We start from the raw sequence: 21949 nt of genomic DNA on the forward strand, positions 1-21949 counted from the left end.
AGGCTTTCTCAAAAAGTGGAGCGGCAGTCTATACCGCTCCGTCATACAACATGGTTTTTACTGAATGGAACTAAACCGCTTATTGATTGGCTTTCGCAAACTTTGAAAGCAAGCCATTGGCGCGCTCAACTGCTTCATCCAGCGCTTCTTGAGCCGATTGATCGCCGGACCATACGGTCTCAAGCTCTTCGTTAATCACATCACGGATTTGAACGAAATTACCTAAGCGGATCCCTTTAGAGGCAGGCGTTGGCTCGACCTCGGTCATTTGTTTAATCGCGACGTCTGTGCCTGGGTTTTGAGCATAAAAGCCTTGCTTCTTGCTTAGCTCATAGGCTTCGTGGGTAATGGGCAAGTAACCGGTGAACTGGTGCCAGTCCGCTTGGATTTCAGGTTGAGACAAGAAGGAGAAGAACTGGGCGACGCCCTTGTACTCTTCTGACTCGTGGCCTTGTAGAACCCAAAGCGTGGCCCCGCCGATGATGGTATTTCTTGGCTGCTCAACGGCTTTATCCCAGTAAGGCAGCTTGGCAACGCCAAACTCGAAATCTTTTACGCTTTCGCGCACACCGGCGTAAGACGCTGAAGAGTTCATGTACATGGCACATTCACCACTGTAAAACAGCGGCGCACTGTCAGAGCGGCGGCCTCCGTATTCAAAAATGCCAGCCTGTTGCCAATCCGCCATTTTGGCAATGTGATCCACAAACGGAGACTGGTTAATTACCATCTTGTTATCGACACTGCCAAAGCCATTGTCATTGGTGGCAATGGGCGCATTGTGGCGAGCACCGAGGTTTTCAATTTGTACCCAAGACTGCCAGCCAGTCGTAAAGCCGCACTGAGCGCCATTGGCAAGCAGTTTCTCAGACACTTGCTCAACTTCTTCCCAGGTTTTGGGAGGGTTAACGCCAGCTTTAGCAAACAGATCTTTGTTGTAATACAGCACGGGCGTTGAGCTATTAAATGGCATCGACAGCATATTCCCGTCTTCGTCTGAATAATAACCCGTCACAGAAGAGAGGTAGTCAGATTGGTCAAACGGGACGTTCGCGTTTTCCATTAGCTCATAAACCGGGTATATCGCCCCTTTTGCTGACATCATTGTCGCGGTGCCTACTTCAAACACCTGGACGATATGAGGTTGCTTGTTGGCGCGGAATGCCGACACAGCGCCTGTCATGGTTTCGGTGTAGTTACCCTTGTAGACGGGTTTGACGGAATAGTCATCCTGACTGGCATTAAACTTCTCAGCAATTTCATTCACTTTTTCGCCAAGGTTTCCGCCCATTGCGTGCCACCATTCAATTTCGGTTGTCGCGTTGGCAGAAAAAGAGGCCAGCAACAGGGCCGAAGAAAGCGCGGTTAAGCGTTGGGTTTTCATGCGTCACTCCTTTTGAGGATGGGGTAATGTTCATTCGGCAACTTAATGAACAAAAATGAACATAATATGAACCCAAACGAAAAGGGAGATGACAATTGTATGACTTTTGACCGCGGTCGCATGGCATGTGAAAAAATTGTTAATTAGAGCGTGTTTTGATGATGAAAATCCTGCAAGCGCAAAGATTTACTCGTAAACACTCTGTCATATTTACACGAGACAATGCGGCTCGCGCTGTCCTACAATACCTAAATAACTGATTGAGATGAGACTGTTCAAATGAAAATCGCGCCACAGCAATTATGTGGGCATCGAGGTGTCGCTGCTCATGCTCCTGAGAACACGTTAACGTCTATTGCAAAGGTGCGAGAGATGGGGTTAAGTTGGGTCGAGGTCGATGTGCAACTGACCCAAGACGGTGTTCCCGTGGTGTTTCATGACCATAGCTTACAACGGTGCACCAATGGTGCAGGGGCGTTAAAAGACACCGCCTTGGCCGATTTACAGCAGCTCGATGCAGGTGGGCACTTTTCGCCAAAGTTTGGGTATGAAAGGGTACCCACGCTCATGGCCGTTTTAGCCCAAGCGCACCGCGATGCGCTTCATATCAACCTTGAGATCAAAACTTACCCGGATAGCGATATACCTGCCTTATGCCGTGCGATATTTGCTTGCTTGTCGGCAAGCCCTATCAGCACCGAGAAGGTATTAGTCTCATCTTTTTCTCTTGAGGCACTCGCGATTGTTCGTGATGAAATGCCTGAGTTAGCGCGGGCGATTTTATGGGAAACGATCCCTGATAATTGGCGTGAGTTCCGGGACTTAGCCACGTTTAGCATTCACTGCAACTATCGCCACCTCACCCAAGAGAAAGCCAAAGCCGTTAAAGATTCAGGTTTAGCGCTTAAGTGTTATACCCCTAATAAGCCTGTTGAGGTCGAAGCCTTGTGGGGGTGGGGCGTAGACATGATGATCACCGACGACCCAAGTAAATACTTAGCACACCCGTACTGACACGAAGTCAACCGAATCGTTAGGTGAGCAGTCGATAATGTCATACAACAAGGAGCTTATGTGTCACAAGAGGCAGAGTTAAATTGGCGCCAGCGCGAAATATTAGCGCAATTAGCAAAAACAGAGCACCTAGAAACGGATGATTTGGCCACGCAGTTTTCGGTCACGACGCAGACTATTCGTCGTGATATTAATCAGCTCTGTGCGCTTGGCTTAGCTCGGCGTCACCATGGCGGCATTAATATGCCCTCCGCGCATGTCAATAGCGATTACCAACGTCGTTTGCAAAGGCACAGTGGCGTTAAAACGGCGATTGCACGCGCGGTGGCCGAGCACATTCCTGAGGGGGCGACCGTGATGCTCGGGATAGGGACCACGGTTTCTGCGATTGCTGAGCAGCTATTAACAAGACGCGACCTTCGCGTAATCACCAATAACGTTCAGATCGCGCATATTCTGGGGGCTAATCCCGACCTCGATATTTGGCTGGCAGGGGGGAAGCTGCGCGCCAATGACCAAGATATGGTTGGACACTCGGTGCTTCAGTTCCTGTCGCGTTTCCAACCGGATATCGCCATTATTGGCTGTGCGGCGGTTAATGAAGAGGGATGGGTGTGTGAGTTTTCCCCCGACGAAGCGGATGTCAGTGACACCATGCTTAGTGCCGCGAGTGCAAGGTGGTTGGTGGCAGACGGTTCAAAGTGGCAGCGCAGTGCGCCGGTGAAAGTGACAACGTTAAGTCAGTTTGATTATGTGTTCACCAACGATGTATTGAGCAACTACTCGACGCTGCCGGCAGATATTGCTTTTATTCCTTGTGACTCGCGCGATCTCGGCCCCACGCAAGCGCCAACTGCCAAGTGAGAAGGGCTGGCTAAGTCTGTGTGATGAAAAAGCCTGCATGACGACCGTCAAGCTTGCGCGGATAAAATAGCGCGATACAGTGCCTCGGTGGCTTCACGCGGCGTTTGCTCAGGGTTGTAGAAGAACTCATTAATCACGTCGAACACCGCGCTTTGTACATAACGTGTGGTGGAAAGGCCGTGTGACATGCTGGGGCTTAAGGTGCCATTCTCTTGCGCGTAAGTAAACGCATCACGTGATTGTTGCGCGCACCGGTCTCCCTTGGGGAGGGGCACATCAAATCGGATAGGTAACGAGCCTTTGTAACGGTTAAAGTCACGCTGGAACTGTGGTGTGAGGAGGTAAGAGGCCATGTCTGTTTGGCTTTGTCGCTCACTTTGGCTATTGGGCTTGAAAAATACAAAGCTGTCGACATTGTAACTAAAGGCTTTTTTCGTCCCAGGGAAGGCGACACAGGTAAAGGCTTTGCCTTCTTGCTGGTTGGCGGCAAAAAACTCCCCTTTGGCCCAATCACCCATTACTTGCATCCCCGCCTGGTTATCAATGAGTAGACGAGTGGTATCGCTCCAGTTGCGTCCTTGACCCGAGTCATCCACATATTGGCGCATCTTCGCCAGCAGAGTAAAGGCTTTGACCACATCGTCACTAAGGAGTGCTTGGCGATCAAAGTCTAAAAAGGCACGTTGGTAATCTTGTGGCCCCAGAACTGATAGCGCCAGACTGTCGAAAAGCGTCGCGACTTGCCATGGCTCTCCTCCCAACGCGAGTGGGATATAACCTGCTTGCTGCAGTTTATCGGCGGCAGCAAAAAAGCTATCAAAGTCGGTAGGGATGTCGGCATTGGCTGCTTCAAAGGCGCGTAAGTTGWCCCACAGCCAATTTACGCGGTGAATATTGATGGGCGCCGCCACATAGTTACCTTGGTACTGCATGACATCACGTAGTGGGGCAGGGATTTTATCTTCCCAACTTTCCGCTTCAGCAATCTCATTGAGGTTGCGTAAAAAGCCTAAACGGGCCCATTCGGTGATCTCCGGCCCTTTGATTTGTGCCGCAAGGGGCGGGTTACCACTGATGGCACGGATCCTCAAAGTGTTCATCGCGCTTATCCCTGCGCGGCCACCGACCGCGAAGTCTTGCCATTGATGGCCTTGTTGCTCAATGCCTTCTCGCAAGACAGAGGCGGCTTTGGCTTCACCTGCTGATGTCCACCAGTGTAAAACTTCAACATCACTTGCGGACACTGCAAGGCTATAGGTGACGAGCATGCCACCGATGATCCATTGAGAGAGGTATCTATTTAAGCGTGTTAAACGTGCCATTATTCTTCTACCCGAGGAAAACTGATATCAACTTGCAGGCCGCCTTCACTGCGGTTACTGAGCACCATATCCCCGCCATGCGCGTGGATGATATCGCGCGCAATCCCTAAACCGAGCCCCGAACCGTCGTTATCATCATGTAAGCGTACATAAGGGTCAAACACCGAGTCGAGCTCTTGCTCAGGAATACCTGGCCCCTCGTCAATCAGGGTAATATCTAACGTGTGTTTTGCGTCCATCACATAAATCGTCACTTTATCGCCGTATTTCACACCATTATCAATTAAATTGGATAAGCAGCGTTTGAAGGCGAGTGGCTTACACGTAAACGGAGGTACTGCGTCGCTTTCAATACTGACTCGAATACGGTTTTGGTTGTGTGGTTCGACAATCATCGCTAAGAAATCAATGACATCAATAGCCGCCATGTTCTCATGGATATCGGTGTCTCTGACCGTTTGTACGGCACCTTTAACCATAATTTCAAGATCATCTAAATCTTTATTGAGCTTCGCGGCTTGCAGGTCGTCATCAATTAATTCGGCCCGTAAACGTAAGCGGGTGATAGGCGTTTTTAAATCATGCGACATGGAGCGGAATAAGGTTTCGCGCTCACGTAGGTGACGTTGTAGGCGACGCTGCATACGGTTAAACGCCCGTGTCACAATGGCGATTTCTGCCGCGCCTTCCTCCTTCAGGGGAGGTTGCTCAATGTCGGTGCTAAACAAGTTCGCTGCTTTGGCCAGACGTTTTAAGGGGCGTGCTTGCTGACGAATCAAGGTGTAAGTAAAGAACAGTAATAGCGCAGTGATCACCACGATAAAGACCACTTGATCGGCGGTAATCAAGGTATCATCGAGCGTGACATAGGGCGCGGGTAACAATGCAGCGATATAGATCCACTCATCTTTTTTCAGCTCCATTTGTACCACCAAAATGGGGGGATTTAATGGCTCTAAACTTAACGTGTGATGTGCCCAAGATTTGGGCAAGTCTTGCAATAAAATGTCGTTGTTGAGCACGCGTAAGGTTTCAGGGCGCGAAAAGTCAACATCAATGGTATTCAATGACGGGAGCTGCTCGTGGAGAATGCCTGATACGGTACGGGTGGCGACCTTTTTCGCCTGTGTCTCTTCAATAGGCGTGATTTGGATTTTTTCTTTGTTAAAGGAGACAAAAAACCGTGTCCCGCCCATGTTACGTAATTGATTAAGCGCCACATGCCGATAAGCAACGGGCAACGATTGAAAGAAGGTGGTGGTTGAGGCAAACATGTTAGCTAAACTCGCCGACGCCGCCTCTAGCCCCGCAAGCTGGGTTCGTTTTGATTGGGTATACCAAATTGAGGTGGCAATGCCCTGCGCCAATACCACGGATAACAAGGTCAGCAGCAAGGTGCGTGATAGCAAAGAGCGAGGGATCAGCTTTTCTAGCCATTCATGATTCATATTGGATCTCAGCGACAAACATATAACCCGCACCACGCACAGTTTTAATCAAGTTCGCTTTGCCTGTGTCACGTAAGCGCTGGCGTAAGCGGCTAACTTGTACATCGATGCCACGTTCTTGTGCCTGTGCATCGCGGCCGCGCGTCGCTTGGCTAATCGCATTACGATCGAGCAACTGGTGTGGGTGATCGATAAACAGCATCAGCAGGGCATAATCAGACGCCGACAACTCTATCTCCATGCCGGTGACAACCTGGTGCAATTGCTGGGTGGCAGGCTCTAGGCGCCACTGGCCAAACCGAATCGCTTTAGGTCGGGACAGCGTGGTCTCCTGCAATTGCTGGGTGCGACGTAATAATGCACGAATACGGGCGATCAATTGGCGTGGACTAAAGGGCTTGGCGATATAATCATCGGCGCCTAGCTCTAGCCCAACAATTTGATCCGTTTCGTCTGATACAGCGGTGAGCATGATGATAGGCACACTCGAATCTTTACGAATACTTTTGCATAGCGTAAAGCCATCATCCCCTGGGAGCATCACGTCGAGTAAAATTAAATCCGGGTATTGGACAGCCAGCTTAGTTTGCATCTCATGACCGTTTTGCGCGGTCATCACTTCGTAACCGGCTTTGGTGAGATAAGCTTGGAGAAGCTCACGGATTTCGACATCGTCGTCGACCACTAAGATGCGTTTGGCTGAAGCCATATCGCCATTGTCCTCGTTGCTAAAGTCAGTTCCTCCATTATCGGTGCTTTATCGTTGAGATGCTACAAACAAAGCCGCACTTTGTGTAATTAATCAGCGACTTGTTGATAACCGTTTTGGTGATGATGTCAGAGCAGACACCCAGGAGGGGGAAAGGTATAAAAAGGCAGATAGTTCATCGCTTGACGACGCGAGATCGTGAAAAAGACAAAGCCCTCCATATAAGAGGGCTTTGGTTGACATCACAGTGTGTTATGAACCGTGACGAGCTATTCGCTATTGCTGTGCATCGCTTTGCGAATACACAAGGCCGCGCCACCCCAAGTGACGGCAAAGCCGATAAGCATCATGATGATTGCGCCTGTTGTCATGCGTCTGTCTCCATATCGCGAGCAGGGGTCGTGGTGCTATTAACGATAATACCAACCACCAGCATGGCAGCGACCAAGCCCCAACCCAGGGTCAGTAATTCGAATTGTGCGTAACCGCCATAACCTTCGTTGAAGGTGTCAATCAGGTTTTTCACCAAGATCACCGCCAGCATAATGGGGCTGATAAAGCGGATACAAATTTCCATCCACTGACCCACGCTGAATTCAGAGACACGGTTAACATACTGACGGATGTCTGACAGTTTAACTAGCCAGCCGACCAGCAACAGCTCAAGCAAACAGCTTGTGAGCAGTGCAACGTTGTTAACAAAGTAATCAACCAAGTCAAGCAGCAATAGACCGCCGTTGGTAGCGAACGCCATTGATACGACAAAGCCCACACCACATACGGCTGTCGCCGCTTTTTGACGAGTCACATTGAGCTTATCCATAATTGACGACGTCACGGCTTCAATGATGGAAATGTGCGAACTCAAGCCAGCAACAACCAATGCGAGGAAGAACAATGGACCAAGAATATAAGGGATAGGGAGCAAATTAATCGCGGCAGGTAGCGTGACGAACGCTAGGCCAACGCCCCCGCTGACGACATCGGTGATCCCTTTGCTTTGTTCCGCCGCCATATAGCCAAGAATCGAGAAGATCAGCACGCCGGCAACAATTGAGAAGCCACAGTTGATCAATACCGTCATCAAAGCATTGTTGTTGACGTCGGACTTTTCTGGCAAGTAGCTAGAATAAGCAAGCATGATGGCGAAGCCCACCGACAGCGTGAAGAAGATCTGCCCATAAGCGGCGGACCACACACTGGCATCGGCCAATTTGCTAAAGTCAGGCGAGAACAGATAGTTCAAACCATCCAGTGCCCCTGGCAACATCACCACACGGCCAATGAGTAACAACACCATGATAAACAGCAAAGGCATCATGATTTTGCTGGCTTTTTCGATGCCGCCTTTTACGCCACGGAAAACGGCTGCATAGGTGATGGCCCAAGCAATGATCATTGGAATCGCGATGTGCCACTGCCAATCACCCAAGCTGGTGGGAGAGTTTTCCCCCAATTTTAGGTAATCGGAGAAGAAGAAGGCGTTGGTGTCTGTGCCCCAATCTTGGCCAAACGAAAAGCCAAAGTATGAAATGGCCCAGCCAATAACGGCGACGTAGTAAATCCCGATGGCGACTGCTGACCCCACGGCAGCCAGGATAAACCCAGCGCGTGAGCCCCATTGTTCTCTTTTCATATCTACTTACTCCTTTGCGAATCGCCTTTCTTTACGCCCATCCAAATATGCAGTGTTGTGAGGCTGCGTTTTTTGGTCGATATGAAAGAAATAGCACATTCCCGCAATATTGATTTTTAACTTCCTGTTGCCCGAATGTTGAATTTTTTATCTAAAGCGGGCAGTCATTGCACATTAAGCACAGCGTGAGGCTAAATCAATAGCCTTAAAACCAACAAGTTAGCAAAAAAATGGGGGTTAACCTGCTATTGGTAGAGTGAGGTAGATATAAATCATGTTTTGTTAACCCTATGTAGTGATAAAAACTATCATAATTATCAATAAGTGGTGATTAATGGTTATTTTTGTTCGCTCGTCAATTGATGAAAAAAACAACGCCAAGACGTGTTGAGCGCGTGCCACAGCGCCAGAAAACATGATCTCATTAGCAGAATTTTAGACAACAAAGACGCACACTAAATGTGGTTTATACTTGTTATAGCAGCGTTATCACCTAGGAGGACCTCATGAATACGACACTCACTTATGCACTGGTCACGACAGCCTGCGCACTCGGCCTTATTTTTACGTTTGCCGCCGTGGCGGTAATGGCATAGACAACACTTGGTTCGGTGGCTTCCGGTTTGATGACGATGCCACGGCACGGTAGCGCTAGCACAGTGTCACACGACGCGTTAAACTGTGGGACTTAGCTAATTAAAAATAGTCAATAAAACATAAGCATAACGCTAAATGTGATGGTAAGGGGCGAACGTGGTAGAAACCAATCAAGCCGTGCAGCCCACGGTGTTGACCGACAACGCGCTGACCGCTGGCGCACAGAGCGGGACTCACGCGCGGCCGCAGCGCATAGCCCTTGTGCTTCAAGGGGGCGGACAACGAGGTATTTTTACAGCAGGTGTGCTGGATGCGTTTTTAACCCACCGATTTGACCCCTTTGAGCTTTATTTTGGTACATCGGCGGGGGCGCTCAATATGAGTGCCTATGTCTGCCAACAGTACCAATATGGTTACCGCTTTATTACCCAACTCACCACGCAGGAGCGCTTCTTCCATTTAATGAAGTATGTTCGCCGGCAGCATTACATGGACTTGGATTGGGCGTTAGACACGGCGTTACCTGGTAAAGAAACGGCTCTGGATATGGAAGCGGCGCGGCACCATCTGCAAAACCGTTATGCTTATGCATGCGCGACTGACACAGATACGCTGCAACCAGCCTTCTTCTCACTGACAGAAGACACCTGGCCAGATGCCCTGAAAGCGACCTGTGCGATTCCGCTGCTTTATCCGCATCCGGTGAACATCGGTGAGCACCGTTATGTGGACGGTGGGGTAACAGCGGCGATCCCGGCAAAAGAAGCGTTTGCGCGCGGGGCGGATATTATCGTCGTGGTTCGCACTGAGCCAGTGGTTGAACAAGATAAACGTGATGATGAGAACCGGCGCTTTCTTGAAACACTACGCGAACGCTTTGAGGCGAAGAGGCCGCAATTTAAGCTCTCCGACTATTTATCAAACTTTGAGTCCAAATATCGACTTGCACGCTTTGAAACCTTCCAGAAAGAGCTCAGTAAGCAAATCGGTGAACTGTCAGATCGCTATAAGTCCAGCCGCGAGCAATTGGTTAATCGTGTGCGCGACAGTATGAAAGAGAAAGCGATGCAAAATGGTGGTCGTTGGCTTTTTGGTGGCGACACGATTTATCGGCTCCAGTCTTTATCCGGCAAGCCGCTAAACACTGAAATGCTCAAGATGCTGACCACGCATTATCAAAGCTACCAAAGTGAACTGCAATTTTTGGCGTCACCGCCTGCGCGTGCTCAGATAGTGCAAATTGCGCCGAGCGCTCCGTTGCAAAGTAGTGCCTTACTGAGTAAGCCGGAGGCATTGGAAGCCGATTATCAGCTAGGGGTCTCGCTGGGGAACCAATTCTTACGTGAATACGGTGACTCGCTGGTTTCTATGTCGACTTTAGATAACCCTAGCTTTGAGCCAACGTCAGTAAGAATGCCGCATCAAGAGTAGAGCCGATGACAGAATTTGAAAAAATGCAACGTGGCTTGCCTTATTGTCCTGCGGATGAAGAGCTGACTTTGTTTCGATATGCCGCGCGCCGACTTTGCCAACAGTTTAACCGGCTCGATCCTGAAGATGCGGCCAGTTTAGCGGTGGTAACCACCAAGCTATTCGCCCGTATTGGCGATAACGTTGAAATCGACGCGCCTTTCTTTTGCCATTATGGGATGAATATTCATCTTGGCAACAATGTTAGCGTCGGTCCAAATTGCACCATTTTAGACGGGGCGCATGTCAGTATTGGCGATAACGTGAGTATTGGCCCCAACGTTGGGATCTATACCACGCGTCATCGCGTATTACCGCTAGACATTGCCCGCGGTGAATGTGAGTCCTCTCAGGATGTCATCATCGGTAATAACGTTATCATCGAGGGAAATACCGTGATAAAAGCAGGCACGGCAATCGGTGAAGGGGTAGTGATTGAAGCCGGATCAGTGGTTGATACGGATATCGAACCTTTTTCTATTGTGGCTGGCAATCCGGCTGCGGTGGTACGGCGCTTGCAGTGATGAGGATAGAGACAAGGTGGCAGATACCTCCCAATACGATTTTATCGCATCCTCCCGATAAATGTTATAATATAACATTTTTGAATTGGCATACTGATGTGGGTGTAGTAATGTTATCGCCCTCAATCGGGTATCAGCAGTAAGAGATAGACGCAGAATGGTTAAAGTTAGGGCCCGAGTGCCGTTGAAAGTCGGGGTGGGAAGCCAGATCCCAGCAGAGATCCTTTCCTTCCATGGTTTAGAGTCTGAGCAAGAGCACGTCGCGCTAATTTTCCAACAAGCCGATAAGAAAGCCGATCCGCCTTTGGTTCGCATGCATTCCGAGTGTTTAACCGGTGATGTTTTCCATTCCTCTCGATGCGATTGTGGCGAGCAGCTTGAAGAGACYATCCAAAAGATGGGTGAAGATGGCGGTATTATTCTTTATTTGCGCCAAGAAGGGCGGGGGATAGGGCTGTATAACAAGCTGGATGCCTACAAGCTACAAAGCGAAGGGATGACGACGTATGAAGCGAACAACCATTTGGGATTTGCGGATGATTTGCGTGATTTTGCCGAAGCGGCGCAGATGCTAAAAGCGTTAGACGCTCACTGTATTCGCTTGATCACCAATAACCCCAAAAAGATTGAAGAGCTGCAAGCGGCAGGGGTTACCCTCAAAGAAGTGATTGGCACCAAAGCCCACCTTAAAGACGGCAACCGTAACTATCTTAAGGCAAAGATTGAGCATGGTAAGCACCGTCTCAATATTGAGCAAGATTAAACATTCGTCGCTAAAAATTGGCTAATTTGCCAGCCAGGCAGTGACAATCACTGTCTATATTCGCTACATTATTGCCATTATATCAGTCATTGCTCAAGGACGAGTCATGCGTGTGCAAACATGGCATTATCTCTTTCCCCCATTGCCTCCCGTGGCGATGCTCATTGCGATTGCAATTGGTTTATCACTGAGCCATTTCTTTCCTTTTTCGCTGGTACTGGGTGCCCCGATGTGGGCTGCCTTGCCTCTGGGGTTAGCCGTGGGGTTATTAGCCGCCGCTAAATGGGCGTTTCATCGCCATCACACCACGCTTGATCCGCTGCAAATGCCCTCAGCGCTGGTGACGACTGGGATCTATCGCTATACCCGCAACCCTATGTATCTGGCGTTGGTACTCATTATCGCCGCAGCTGGGCTTTATTTTAATGCGCTATGGTGCTGGGGGATGATTCCCGCTTTTATGGCCTACCTATCCGCCACATTTATTCCTGCTGAAGAAGCCCGTTTATCACGCCAATGGCCAGATGATTTTGACGCTTATGTAGCTCGTGTCCGACGCTGGCTTTAGGATTAGAAAAATTAATCTTTAATATAATAAAGAATCGGGATCGTTATTCTCAACTCTGATTGCCACACTCTCTCTTAAAGCCTATCATTCGCCTGTCTATCATTAGGTGGCTAGGTGGGCTAGGCCTTTACCCTCAACCTCGATACCTATTTCTTACTTATTTTCGCATAATTATTTTTAGGAGTGCTGGTATGTCCTCGGCAATGCCTATGGGCAAGCTATTGCTATTGATCGTTCTATTAGCGGCTGTTGGGCAAATGACCCAAACCATGTATGTCCCATCCATCGGTGCAATGGCAGACGACTTCGCTGTATCACCCGCTTGGTTACAAGCGGTGATGGCTTGTTATCTTATTCCTTATGGTTTATCGCAGTTTGTTTATGGCCCTGTCTCCGATCGCATCGGTCGTAAGCCGGTTATTTTGTTTGGGTTGGCATTGTTTTTAGTCGGGACGGCTATCACCTTGTTGGCCACCTCCTTTGCCGTATTTTTACTGGGCAGTATGGTTCAAGGCGCGGGCATTGGCTGCGGCGGCGCCATGGCGCGCACCTTAACCCGAGATTGTTTTTCCGGGGCCAAACTGCACCGCGCCAATAGCCTAGTTAGTATGGGACTGATCTTTTCTCCCTTAGTGGCTCCGCTTCTAGGAGGAGGGTTAACCGAGGCCCTACATTGGCGTGCCAGCTACTTCTTTTTATTGTTACTCGGTGTCTTGGTTTATACAGTCATGGCTTGGCGGTTTAGCGAGACTTTGCCTGCCGATTTACGCCAACCTGGTCATTTTGGTGCGCGCTATCGTCATGTTATGCGATCACATCAATTTAAAGGATATTTGCTGTGCTTAATTACCGTTTTTTCCGGTGTATCTTTATTCGAGGCGGCGGCAGGTGTGATCATGTCAGATGCGTTAGCGTTGTCTCCGAGTGTGATCAGTTTGCTGTTTGTTGTCCCTCTGCCGGCATACTTAGTCGGGTCAGGGTTGTCGAGCCGGCTTTCCGAAAGTATGGGGTATTATCCCACCCTGACATTGGGCAGTGTCTTAGCGTTGTTGGGGGCAGGCATCATAGGATTACCCGGTATGCTCGGTGATGTTTCACTCTATGCGTTAGTGGGTGGCGGCTGTGTCTATTTTGCTGGTGCAGGTATTCTCTTTCCGGCAGCCAGTACAGGAGCGATTAGTCCTTTTCCTTACCATGCTGGCACGGCAGGGGCAATTCTTGGCGGCGCGCAAAATCTATTGGCAGGGCTGGTAACACTCGTCGCCAGTAGTTTCGGTGTGGCTAGCCAATTATCATTAGGGGTAATCATGCTGACATTGGCGACGCTGGCAAGCTTGGGACTGGTCATCAGTTATCGCGCTCACGCCCATGATGACGCGGACTCAGTGACCGTACTGTAATCATTCAACCGGTATTATCCAATGAAGTCGGCGCCAGTTCGCATCCACAACGGCAGCACCTATCGCTGCCGTTATTCTGTGGGGCAGGGCTAGTGGATCTGTGTTGGGCTGCGCTTCCACAATAAATGACAGAATTTATTATCTGGGTCTCGGCTGATGAGCATACGAACAAAGACTTCATCTAACACCTCAGCGCCAGCTATACCCATTTGCACCTCGGCACACTGAGATAAGTCAACATCCGCTCCCACATGCTCTGGCCAATCATTGTTTACTTCAACCACCACAGCGCCCCCTTCTTCTTCAAAGCGTGACTCATAGAGCATTAAATCGTCAAACTCCAAGTTGTCTGGGGCCGTTTCGGCAAAAATCTCGAACGCGATCTCTAGCACGGTCTCCAAGCTGAGTTGATTCTCTTGCGTCATGGTAAGCTCTCGTTGTCTGTATGTATGCTCACTATACCATGCTGTAAGGGGTATCTCAGCCGCGCCGTATCGGTTGACCTGCACAAAGAGGTATCTAAAGTGTATCCGTGTTTGTCCTCTCAACCGACGGCTCTCATGGTCAAATAGACAACCTCTGGCTAAAATAAAAGCAGACCCACAGTTAGAGCGTTGATTTGTTTATGCAGATGACCAACAATAGCGCGCGTACTCAAACCTGTGTGAAAGTCGTGACTCAGTTGCAATCCAGAAACGCTTATTTACCGGAGCCCGACCGGCGTGCCCCGTTTCAATCTGAATTTATCCCCGTGATGATTAAAGCGGTGAAGCAACTACGTGGCTTGCTCGGCAAGCGGCTTCACAGCGTCTACGTGAGTGGAGATATTGTTTGGCGGCGAGCCGTGGTGAAAGACAGCGTGCTATCGCTGACGGTGGTGTGCCAACACGCCCTGACGCTTGATCAATCGAACGCATTAAACACCTTGCTCTGGCGATTAAAAACCAGTCATAGCAAGGTGATCAGTGATTGCCATATCGATATCGTGACCGTGTCACATGTTAGAGATCTCTCACAAATCTTTCACTGGGGATTCTTTTTTAAGCACAGAGCCATTTGCCTCTATGGCCAAGACTTGTCAGCCAGTTTTGGTTTATTTGAAGCCAGCTGGGAAGTGGCGAAGGCGATGAATCCGGATATCTCTGACAAACTCGCGCGTGCCAAACAAAAAATCACCGCCGCCACCACATGGAATACCCAGCTCAATACCGCACAAGCGATTGCAGACACCTTGATACGCGGTGCATTTGGTTTGGTACTTCATAAAGAAGCGCAGTGGAGTGAATCACTCAACGAGTGTGCGGATGCTTTTATTAAACACTACCCGGATAAAAAAATGGCGATTGAGCGGCTTTTTATCCTGCTAGAGCGCAAACCGGTAAAAAAACGTGCTGTCATGACCCTCCTCAATGACTTTGGCGATTGGTTGATCAAAGAATATGCGCGCATTGACTTTAAAATTGGTTAACTAGCGTTTGGCAACGATGCTGGCGTTGGACGCTTGAACATTAAGCGTATTCTGTGAGTTAACCCGCCTCATTCCCTACAAGTGAGTAACAGAATCTGATCTTGGTCAATAAAACGGTGTAACAAACTTTTCACAAAAGATGGTTTGTTGAACTATAAAACCACCAGTAGGCATGTGTAATCTGCTTTTAGGGTGTATTTATTCAGTATTTATGACTAAATAATTATTTACATCCTGTGTATGATTCGATAATCTGCATGCCAGTTAGTCACAGTGAGTGAATAATTAATCAGCAAAGGCGTTGATGCTCGCGGTGAGATAAATAAAAATTCAGGATTCAGACGTATGCAAAAAACTGACACTCTCTCTACGAAGTCACCTTCGATGAGAAATATTCTGATGTTCGCAATCCCATCATTATTGGGGTTGTTCCTTTTTATGACGCCAGTCAGTTTCGGTGACAGCGTCACTATCCCGATTGCGGTAATGGCGAGCAGTGTCTTGGACTTACTAGGTAACAGTGCAACAGCGGTCGTCACTGCCTTAGTGGTGTTGAGTGCCGTCGTTTCAGTGTTGGTTACGCTGACCAAGCCTGCCGTTATCATGCGAAATGGCTTTCTTAATGGTTTGTTTAATGTCTCTCCGGTGTGGCTTGTCACCCGTGTTTTCGGTGCCGCCTTCATCGTAATGGCGTTTTATGGTTTTGGCTCGCCAGTCATCATGGGTGAAACAACGGGAGCCTTTGTGCTCAATGAGCTATTGCCTACCTTGTTATCCGTGTTTATTTTCGCTGGTCTATTACTGCCGCTACTGACAAGTTTCGGCTTGCTCGAGCTGCTTGGTGCTATTTTCACCAAGGTAATGCGTCCGTTATTCGGTCTGCCGGGGCGCTCTGCGGTCGACTGTGCCGCCTCTTGGTTGGGCGATGGCAGCGTCGGTATCTTGATGACCAGTAAACAATATGAGCAAGGTTTTTATACCCAGCGTGAAGCGGCAGTGGTTGGCACGACGTTCTCTGCGGTTTCAATCAGCTTTAGTTTGGTGGTGATAGCGCAAGTCGACTTGATGCACATGTTTGCTTGGTTCTATCTCACCGTCTGTTTAGCTGGGATTGCGGCGGCGATCATCGTTCCTCGTCTTCCTCCTCTGAGCTGGAAAAAAGATGCGCTTATCGATAACTCTGAGCGTGAAACCAATGATGAAGTCCTACCGGCTGGCCACAATACGCTGAGCTATGGACTGCACTGTGCTCTGACACGTGCCGAGAAAATTCGCTCGGTAAGCAGTGTGCTAAAAGAAGGCGTACAAAACGCCGTCGATATGGTGTTAGGTGTGTTGCCAGTTGTGATGGCAATTGGTACGGCGGCGTTGATGGTCGCTGAGTACACCGATGTGTTTAGCATCCTAGGGGCGCCCTTTGTGCCACTGCTTGAACTATTGCATATCCCTGATGCGGTGAAAGCCTCTGAGACCATGGTGATTGGTTTTGCAGACATGTTTATTCCTGCCATTTTAGCCGCAGAAATCGACAGTGAAATGACCCGTTTTGTGATTGCTACGGTATCGGTGACCCAGTTGATTTATATCTCGGAAGTGGGTGCCTTATTACTGGGAAGCAAAATCCCAGTCAAGCTGTGGGAGCTGTTCGTGATCTTTATTTTACGTACGCTAGTCACTCTGCCTGTTATCGCAGGGATTGCTCACCTGATTTTCTAATTAGGCGCTACGCATAAGCCGCTATGCGCGTCCTCCTTACATCATCAACGCCTCACTTTTTGTGGGGCGTTTTTTTGTTAACGCGTCCTCGTTGTTGTGATGCAAGCCCTCGGTTGTATCAACCACCTATGGGCAGAAAGGGACATATATTGGTATGCTGAACGCAGCGGCTAATGGGAGGCGGGATGAAAATAGTCACTCTTCATGGGTTATACATGCACGGTGTTTTTTTGATTCCGCTGTGCGAGCGCTTAGAAAAACATGGGCACCAGGTGCTGAATGTTTCGTATAATACGCTCAATCCGGACCTAGAGGGTATCACCGCCAAAATCGATGCGTTTGTTGGCGACCAGCCAGCGATCTTGATTGGCCATTCGATGGGCGGACTCATTATTCGCCGTTACTTGGAACAGAGCACAAAGCGGTGTGATAGACCGCCTCTCGATGTTCGCGCGGTGATCACTTTGGGCACGCCGCATCAAGGCGCTAAGTTAGCAAGTATTTTTGGCGATCTGGGGTGGGGCGGCTGGTTGTTTCAACGTAGCGAAGACATGCTTATCCCTGACAAGGTCAGGCCTTGGAAGAATCTTCCGCCGTTACATAGCCTTGCCGGCGATTGCCCCTGGGGACCCGCGGCGCTGTTGTTAAAGAACCAAGTCTGCGATGGCACTGTGCTGGTCGAAGAAACCAAAATCGAGGGCATGACCAGTCACGATCTGTACTCGGTGACCCACATTGCATTACTGTTTTCAAGGCGGGTCAGTGAGCGTGTGATTCAGTTAGTCGCTCAATATGAGCCGACGGCTGTGCCAGCCGCCGAGGGCTAAAGTGATGGTTTGATAAGGTCACTTTAGTTCGGATGATTCGTGTGTTCCCACCCAAGTATTAACAAACGTCCCATCGGGGTCATATTGCGCGGCTTGTTTGTCGAGGTTAAACCGGCGGCTGCCGCGCGGATCGGCACCAACGCCTGCTAAGTATTGCCAATTGCCATAATTAGCCGCTACATCAAAATCAATCAGTTGCTGCTCAAAGTATGCTGCGCCATAGCGCCAATCAACACCTAACTCATGGACTAAGCAGCTGGCCACCAATTGACGACTGCGATTCGAGAGCCATCCGGTTTGTTTAAGCTGGCGCATCGCCGCATTGACAATAGGAAAGGACGTCGTGCCTTCACGCCATGCCATAAAGGCTTCGGCATAAAAAGTGGTGAGTGGCCGTTTGTTGGTAATGCCTTTGAACGCAAAAAAGCGGGCACCATAGTGATACAGCATCCATTGGAAATATTCGCGCCACAACAGCTCAAAATATAGCCAATAGGTTGACTCGTTTTTTTCAACATTGCGCTCATATCGATCGAGCTCTGCGGCGACCCAGCGTACGGACAAACTGCCGTTTGCGAGCCAAGCCGATAAGCGTGACGAGAAATCCCAACCATCAAGGCCGTTGCGCGTTTCTTTATAGCGCTGAATACGATGGGTATCCCATAAGTAATGATTCAGTTGCGCACGCCCGGCGATTTCACCGCCTTGATAAGGGGCTATTCGGCGATCAGATAGGGGCGCTGGGTCGGACTTAATCGCTGTGATGGGGGCTGGCAATGACTCAGGTACTGGTAACGGCAAGCGTGGTTTGATCCCGCGCTTTTCCACCGCTTTACGGAATTGAGTAAAGGTCGTCGGGATCTCAGGTAAGTCAAACGGCAGCTGATGCTGGGTAAACAAGGTGTGAGCATCCGAGACAACCACCCGCTGCGGAAAGCGCTCAACCAGCGTATCAACCTGGTGACGCTCACGTGTCCCTGGGTGGTCGGTGACGCCAATAAGGTCAAACTCATGATCCATACACAGATTTGCCACCACCTCTAGCGGCTTGCCGGTGCGAATAATCAATTTTTGCCCCATCGCATCCAGGGCGCGATGCAGTTCGGTTAGGCTTTGCCACAAAAACGCTTCCCGTGGGGCACCGAGGTGCTTACTTTGAAAGTGATCCGCACGATACCAGCTGGGGTCAATCACAAAGACGCAGGTCAGCTGATCGCAGCTCGAGGCTAAATTGGCGAGTGCAGGGTTATCATGTATTCGAAGGTCGTGACGAAACCACATTAATCCGCGTTGCATACCTATCTCCTTTTTCCCTCCAATACGCTCACAGGCTGCGGGCGGATTGCTTGATTGGATCAACTGGGTGACTATTCGCCAACCACGAGCATGAATGCGGGCTCTCACATCCGCCTAAGTGCGCGCTGGGGGTGTGAATGAGTGTTATGGACGAAGACTAGATCTGTCGCTGGCGTTGCGCCCACATTCCAATAAAAACAAAGGTGGCGACCAAACCGGCAAAGAGCCAATGATCTGGCCATCCGCGCATTTGTCGCGCCAGCCACGGAGAGACGGTAATGATAAAAGCGCCGTAACCAAAGGCATTGATCGCCACAAATACCAGAGTGCGAACGATAAAATGATGACCGGTCAATAAACGGCGTAGCGTCCGATTAATATCATTGCCAAATACCACCAACAGTGACGCCACAATTGCTACTGCAATATCACTGAGCCATGGCGTTAACCACGCACCCGCCTGAGAAAACCAAGAGATTAAAATATTCATAACGATTTACACTGTGTAGAATGCGGCTAGAGTACTGATTTCTGCTGGCGACTTCCAGCGCGGACTTAGCCCGCGGGAGCGCACGATGTAAGGAGAAGGCATGAAAATCGCATCGATCGGGTTAGGGGACATTGCGCAAAAAGCCTACTTGCCATTGATGGTAAATTGGCCAGGGCTCGAATGGGTATTGTGCAGCCGTGATGACGCTAAGCTGGCGACGCTCGCCACGCAATACCGAGTGAGTGAGACCGCAAGTGATATCCAACAATGCTTAGCATTAGGGGTGGATGGAGTGATGATTCACAGCGCCACCGACTCGCATGCGGCCTTGATTCGTACCTGCTTGCAAGCAGGTGTGCCGGTGTTTGTCGATAAACCTGTCGCCCCATCAGGCGCGGAGGTTGAAGCCTTATTCAACTTGGCAGAACAACAGCAAACCCCCTTGTTTGCAGGCTTTAACCGGCGTTATTTGCCTTTGCTCAACACTCATCTCAATGGCCAGCGCCCCGAAGACGAGCTGGGCACACCCCTTTTATCGCTGCGTTGGGAAAAACACCGTCATGCGCTGCCCGATGCACCGCGTCGTTTTATTTTTGATGATTTCATTCATCCACTCGACAGTATAAACGTTCATGGTGACATTAATATTGATGATTTGGACGTGTTTGCTCAATTTAGCGAAGGCTTGCTAGGCCGCTTAGACGTGCGTTGGCACCGCGACAATAGCTTGTTTGAGGCCAGCATGAACCGCCAGTATGGGGTCACCAAAGAAACCATTGCGGCGGCTTATCGTAACGAGTGCTATTTCTTTGATGGCTTTACCCGTGGTGCGCGCATGCAAGACAACGTCACCACACAGCTTACCTTGCCAGATTGGACGGGTATGCAAGCGAGCAAAGGTTTTGCGGCTATGCTCAGCCATTGGTTTGAGGTGGTCAGCGAAGGGCGGGTTGATGCTGCTCTCACCGCTCGTAATGTGGCGAGCCACTGGGCCGCGGAAGATTTGGTCGCCTATTGTGAAGCGCTGCGCGATAGCCCCTAGTCCCACGCGCAGCACGCTGTGGCTGTTTACGCTTCGACCGGATTATCCGTATGCGAGTGGATTAAATAGGGCAATAACAACTGGCGGACATTAAAGCTCACGTTTAACTTGGCCGCCAGCAAATACAACCCTGCTATTTTACGATGTAAAAACAGTGCATCCGCCGGTGGTGTGTGCCAATAGCCTTGTTCCATACTCAGCGCCATCCCACGGTTACGTAAACGCGTTGCCAAATCGGCGTCGCCAAAGTTAAATGGCGCATCCGTCGCAATCGGTTCACAAGCGGTGTTCACAAGCTCCAGCACACTGGCTTTTTGCTCTGGCAAGATGTGGTCGGCAAAAAAGCCAATTTGGGTCAGTGCCGCCTCAATCCCTGCCTTGTCTTTTTCAATCGCCGCTAAAAATAGCTTGCGATACCCATCGGTAAACGTCGGGGCATACTGACGGGTGGCGCCAAAATCGAGCAACACGACGCGTCCGGTATCGGGCTGATACAAATAGTTGGCAAAGTTAGGATCGGTTTGGACCTCGCCAAACACAAAGACTTCCTCAAACAGCAACTGGAATAAACGACTGATCACGCGGTGACGAATCGTCTCTGAAGCCTTGTTGAGTTGCTCAATCGGCTCTCCTGCCATATAGCTCATGGTGAGAATGCGATCTGAGGTAAGGGCTGAGTGAACCCTTGGCACCACCAAACCGTTGGCATTTTTCAAATGGTCGCCAAACCGAGTCAATGCTTGTGCCTCTTTGCCGTAATCGGCTTCATCATGCAGTTGTTGCTTGGCTTCATCGAGTAAGGCTTGGTAATTCGCTTCTTTGGGGATCAGGCCACTTAAGCGCAGTAGGGTGATCACATTATCCACATCGCTATCAATGCTGTCTTTGATGCGCGGGTATTGCACCTTTACCGCTACTTTTTCACCGGCATCGGTATAGGCCTCGTGCACTTGGCCTATCGACGCTGACGCGATGGGCGAAAAACGAAAGTGGGTGAACTCAGCCTGCCAATTGTCGCCCAGCTCTTCATTAAGCACCGCTTTGAGCTGCGCCGGTGGCATGGGAGTGGCATTATTACGCAAACGGGCGAGCAGATCGCTGAGCTCTGGCGGAATCAAATCCCCCGCATCCATCGACAACAATTGACCGACCTTCATCGCCGCTCCACGTAAGTCCGCCAGTTTGTCCGCCACGTGGGCAATATTGGCCGGCGACATCATCAAATCCTTACGACTCGGCCGATTGCCCTGGGCAAACTGTTTGGTACCTTCCCACGCCACATTCGACGCCACACGCCCCGCCAACGAAGCCAGTGCACCAAAGCGAGAAAACTTACCATGCGGCACTTTACGATTTTTCATAGCCACCTCCTGAATCCTCCTAAGAATACGCGACGAACAGCGGAATGGTT

The 21949-nt window shown here is 49.9% G+C and carries 21 protein-coding genes; 11 read left to right on the forward strand and 10 right to left on the reverse strand.

The genetic code is table 11. From position 1 onward, the window contains the following. Positions 1-79 precede the first annotated feature (79 nt). Positions 80-1384, reverse strand: a complete 1305-nt coding sequence (gene ugpB, locus BZG73_RS06005; protein WP_077667830.1) for a sn-glycerol-3-phosphate ABC transporter substrate-binding protein UgpB — start codon at positions 1382-1384, stop codon at positions 80-82. A gap of 279 nt (positions 1385-1663) precedes the next feature. On the opposite strand from ugpB, the gene BZG73_RS06010 reads away from it, so the two are divergent. Beyond that, on the forward strand, positions 1664-2398 hold the full coding sequence (locus BZG73_RS06010) for a glycerophosphodiester phosphodiesterase family protein (protein ID WP_077667831.1): 735 nt from the start codon (positions 1664-1666) through the stop codon (positions 2396-2398). Positions 2399-2458: 60 nt separating this feature from the next. Next, positions 2459-3262, forward strand: a complete 804-nt coding sequence (locus BZG73_RS06015; RefSeq protein WP_077667832.1) for a DeoR/GlpR family DNA-binding transcription regulator — start codon at positions 2459-2461, stop codon at positions 3260-3262. Positions 3263-3309: 47 nt separating this feature from the next. Here BZG73_RS06015 and BZG73_RS06020 read toward each other — a convergent pair whose 3' ends face one another. The 5 genes from BZG73_RS06020 to BZG73_RS06035 all read right to left on the reverse strand — a co-directional run bounded on the left by BZG73_RS06020 (position 3310) and on the right by BZG73_RS06035 (position 8377). Next, positions 3310-4584 carry an ABC transporter substrate-binding protein gene (locus tag BZG73_RS06020; protein ID WP_077667833.1) on the reverse strand — a complete coding sequence of 425 codons (1275 nt, stop codon included), beginning with the start codon at positions 4582-4584 and terminating at the stop codon, positions 3310-3312. Further along, on the reverse strand, positions 4584-6032 hold the full coding sequence (locus tag BZG73_RS06025; protein WP_046073290.1) for an ATP-binding protein: 1449 nt from the start codon (positions 6030-6032) through the stop codon (positions 4584-4586). The genes BZG73_RS06020 and BZG73_RS06025 overlap by 1 nt, the downstream gene beginning before the upstream one ends. Beyond that, positions 6022-6741: a response regulator gene (locus BZG73_RS06030; RefSeq protein WP_046073289.1), complete on the reverse strand. Its 720-nt coding sequence runs from the start codon at positions 6739-6741 to the stop codon at positions 6022-6024. The genes BZG73_RS06025 and BZG73_RS06030 overlap by 11 nt, the downstream gene beginning before the upstream one ends. Before the next feature lie 269 nt (positions 6742-7010). After that, positions 7011-7112 (reverse strand): MetS family NSS transporter small subunit, encoded by a 102-nt coding sequence (locus BZG73_RS15950; RefSeq protein ID WP_100297978.1) that lies wholly within the window; start codon positions 7110-7112, stop codon positions 7011-7013. Next, entirely contained in the window at positions 7109-8377 is a 1269-nt protein-coding gene (locus BZG73_RS06035; RefSeq protein ID WP_077667834.1) for a sodium-dependent transporter, read from the reverse strand. The genes BZG73_RS15950 and BZG73_RS06035 overlap by 4 nt, the downstream gene beginning before the upstream one ends. 753 nt (positions 8378-9130) lie before the next feature. Between BZG73_RS06035 and BZG73_RS06040 the strand changes: the two genes are divergently transcribed. The 5 genes from BZG73_RS06040 (at position 9131) to emrD (ending at position 13699) form a co-directional block, all read left to right on the forward strand. Continuing rightward, positions 9131-10405, forward strand: a complete 1275-nt coding sequence (locus BZG73_RS06040; RefSeq protein ID WP_235606020.1) for a patatin-like phospholipase family protein — start codon at positions 9131-9133, stop codon at positions 10403-10405. Positions 10406-10410: 5 nt separating this feature from the next. Continuing rightward, positions 10411-10968 carry a sugar O-acetyltransferase gene (locus BZG73_RS06045; RefSeq protein WP_046073287.1) on the forward strand — a complete coding sequence of 186 codons (558 nt, stop codon included), beginning with the start codon at positions 10411-10413 and terminating at the stop codon, positions 10966-10968. Positions 10969-11125: 157 nt separating this feature from the next. Continuing rightward, entirely contained in the window at positions 11126-11731 is a 606-nt protein-coding gene (locus tag BZG73_RS06050) for a GTP cyclohydrolase II (RefSeq protein ID WP_046073286.1), read from the forward strand. A gap of 106 nt (positions 11732-11837) precedes the next feature. Continuing rightward, positions 11838-12299 carry a methyltransferase family protein gene (locus BZG73_RS06055; protein WP_046073285.1) on the forward strand — a complete coding sequence of 154 codons (462 nt, stop codon included), beginning with the start codon at positions 11838-11840 and terminating at the stop codon, positions 12297-12299. A gap of 191 nt (positions 12300-12490) precedes the next feature. Then, positions 12491-13699 (forward strand): multidrug efflux MFS transporter EmrD, encoded by a 1209-nt coding sequence (emrD, locus tag BZG73_RS06060; protein WP_077577838.1) that lies wholly within the window; start codon positions 12491-12493, stop codon positions 13697-13699. An 89-nt stretch (positions 13700-13788) separates the two neighbouring features. On the opposite strand, the gene BZG73_RS06065 is transcribed toward emrD, so the two are convergent. Further along, positions 13789-14124: a DUF440 family protein gene (locus BZG73_RS06065; RefSeq protein WP_046073283.1), complete on the reverse strand. Its 336-nt coding sequence runs from the start codon at positions 14122-14124 to the stop codon at positions 13789-13791. Positions 14125-14330: 206 nt separating this feature from the next. On the opposite strand from BZG73_RS06065, the gene BZG73_RS06070 reads away from it, so the two are divergent. The 3 genes from BZG73_RS06070 to BZG73_RS06080 all read left to right on the forward strand — a co-directional run bounded on the left by BZG73_RS06070 (position 14331) and on the right by BZG73_RS06080 (position 17710). Next, positions 14331-15167, forward strand: a complete 837-nt coding sequence (locus BZG73_RS06070) for a hypothetical protein (protein ID WP_131826186.1) — start codon at positions 14331-14333, stop codon at positions 15165-15167. Positions 15168-15512: 345 nt separating this feature from the next. After that, the gene (locus tag BZG73_RS06075) at positions 15513-16883 is read left to right on the forward strand and encodes a YjiH family protein (RefSeq protein WP_227486463.1); all 1371 of its coding nucleotides are present in this window, start codon (positions 15513-15515) and stop codon (positions 16881-16883) included. 185 nt (positions 16884-17068) lie between these two features. Further along, positions 17069-17710 carry an esterase/lipase family protein gene (locus BZG73_RS06080; protein ID WP_077577835.1) on the forward strand — a complete coding sequence of 214 codons (642 nt, stop codon included), beginning with the start codon at positions 17069-17071 and terminating at the stop codon, positions 17708-17710. 18 nt (positions 17711-17728) lie between these two features. On the opposite strand, the gene BZG73_RS06085 is transcribed toward BZG73_RS06080, so the two are convergent. After that, positions 17729-19006: a DASH family cryptochrome gene (locus tag BZG73_RS06085; protein WP_077606229.1), complete on the reverse strand. Its 1278-nt coding sequence runs from the start codon at positions 19004-19006 to the stop codon at positions 17729-17731. A 157-nt stretch (positions 19007-19163) separates the two neighbouring features. Next, the gene (locus tag BZG73_RS06090) at positions 19164-19496 is read right to left on the reverse strand and encodes a DUF3392 domain-containing protein (RefSeq protein ID WP_046073279.1); all 333 of its coding nucleotides are present in this window, start codon (positions 19494-19496) and stop codon (positions 19164-19166) included. Positions 19497-19596: 100 nt separating this feature from the next. On the opposite strand from BZG73_RS06090, the gene BZG73_RS06095 reads away from it, so the two are divergent. Continuing rightward, positions 19597-20538, forward strand: coding sequence for a Gfo/Idh/MocA family protein (locus tag BZG73_RS06095; protein WP_046073278.1), 942 nt, complete (start codon positions 19597-19599; stop codon positions 20536-20538). Positions 20539-20564: 26 nt separating this feature from the next. Here BZG73_RS06095 and BZG73_RS06100 read toward each other — a convergent pair whose 3' ends face one another. Continuing rightward, on the reverse strand, positions 20565-21905 hold the full coding sequence (locus BZG73_RS06100; protein WP_201247888.1) for an ABC1 kinase family protein: 1341 nt from the start codon (positions 21903-21905) through the stop codon (positions 20565-20567). Between the last annotated feature and the right edge of the window lie 44 nt (positions 21906-21949).

It is taken from the genome of Salinivibrio siamensis (assembly GCF_001996005.1).
GTDB classification, from domain to species: Bacteria; Pseudomonadota; Gammaproteobacteria; order Enterobacterales; family Vibrionaceae; genus Salinivibrio; species Salinivibrio siamensis.

Excerpts from the sequence above, each read along its gene's own strand:
- ugpB (WP_077667830.1), bottom strand. The coding sequence starts at position 1,384 with ATGAAAACCCAACGCTTAACCGCGCTTTCTTCGGCCCTGTTGCTGGCC.
- BZG73_RS06010 (WP_077667831.1), top strand. The coding sequence starts at position 1,664 with ATGAAAATCGCGCCACAGCAATTATGTGGGCATCGAGGTGTCGCTGCT.
- BZG73_RS06025 (WP_046073290.1), bottom strand. The coding sequence starts at position 6,032 with ATGAATCATGAATGGCTAGAAAAGCTGATCCCTCGCTCTTTGCTATCA.
- BZG73_RS06030 (WP_046073289.1), bottom strand. The coding sequence starts at position 6,741 with ATGGCTTCAGCCAAACGCATCTTAGTGGTCGACGACGATGTCGAAATC.
- BZG73_RS15950 (WP_100297978.1), bottom strand. The coding sequence starts at position 7,112 with ATGACAACAGGCGCAATCATCATGATGCTTATCGGCTTTGCCGTCACT.
- BZG73_RS06035 (WP_077667834.1), bottom strand. The coding sequence starts at position 8,377 with ATGAAAAGAGAACAATGGGGCTCACGCGCTGGGTTTATCCTGGCTGCC.
- BZG73_RS06045 (WP_046073287.1), top strand. The coding sequence starts at position 10,411 with ATGACAGAATTTGAAAAAATGCAACGTGGCTTGCCTTATTGTCCTGCG.
- BZG73_RS06055 (WP_046073285.1), top strand. The coding sequence starts at position 11,838 with ATGCGTGTGCAAACATGGCATTATCTCTTTCCCCCATTGCCTCCCGTG.
- emrD (WP_077577838.1), top strand. The coding sequence starts at position 12,491 with ATGTCCTCGGCAATGCCTATGGGCAAGCTATTGCTATTGATCGTTCTA.
- BZG73_RS06065 (WP_046073283.1), bottom strand. The coding sequence starts at position 14,124 with ATGACGCAAGAGAATCAACTCAGCTTGGAGACCGTGCTAGAGATCGCG.
- BZG73_RS06070 (WP_131826186.1), top strand. The coding sequence starts at position 14,331 with ATGACCAACAATAGCGCGCGTACTCAAACCTGTGTGAAAGTCGTGACT.
- BZG73_RS06075 (WP_227486463.1), top strand. The coding sequence starts at position 15,513 with ATGCAAAAAACTGACACTCTCTCTACGAAGTCACCTTCGATGAGAAAT.
- BZG73_RS06080 (WP_077577835.1), top strand. The coding sequence starts at position 17,069 with ATGAAAATAGTCACTCTTCATGGGTTATACATGCACGGTGTTTTTTTG.
- BZG73_RS06085 (WP_077606229.1), bottom strand. The coding sequence starts at position 19,006 with ATGCAACGCGGATTAATGTGGTTTCGTCACGACCTTCGAATACATGAT.
- BZG73_RS06090 (WP_046073279.1), bottom strand. The coding sequence starts at position 19,496 with ATGAATATTTTAATCTCTTGGTTTTCTCAGGCGGGTGCGTGGTTAACG.
- BZG73_RS06095 (WP_046073278.1), top strand. The coding sequence starts at position 19,597 with ATGAAAATCGCATCGATCGGGTTAGGGGACATTGCGCAAAAAGCCTAC.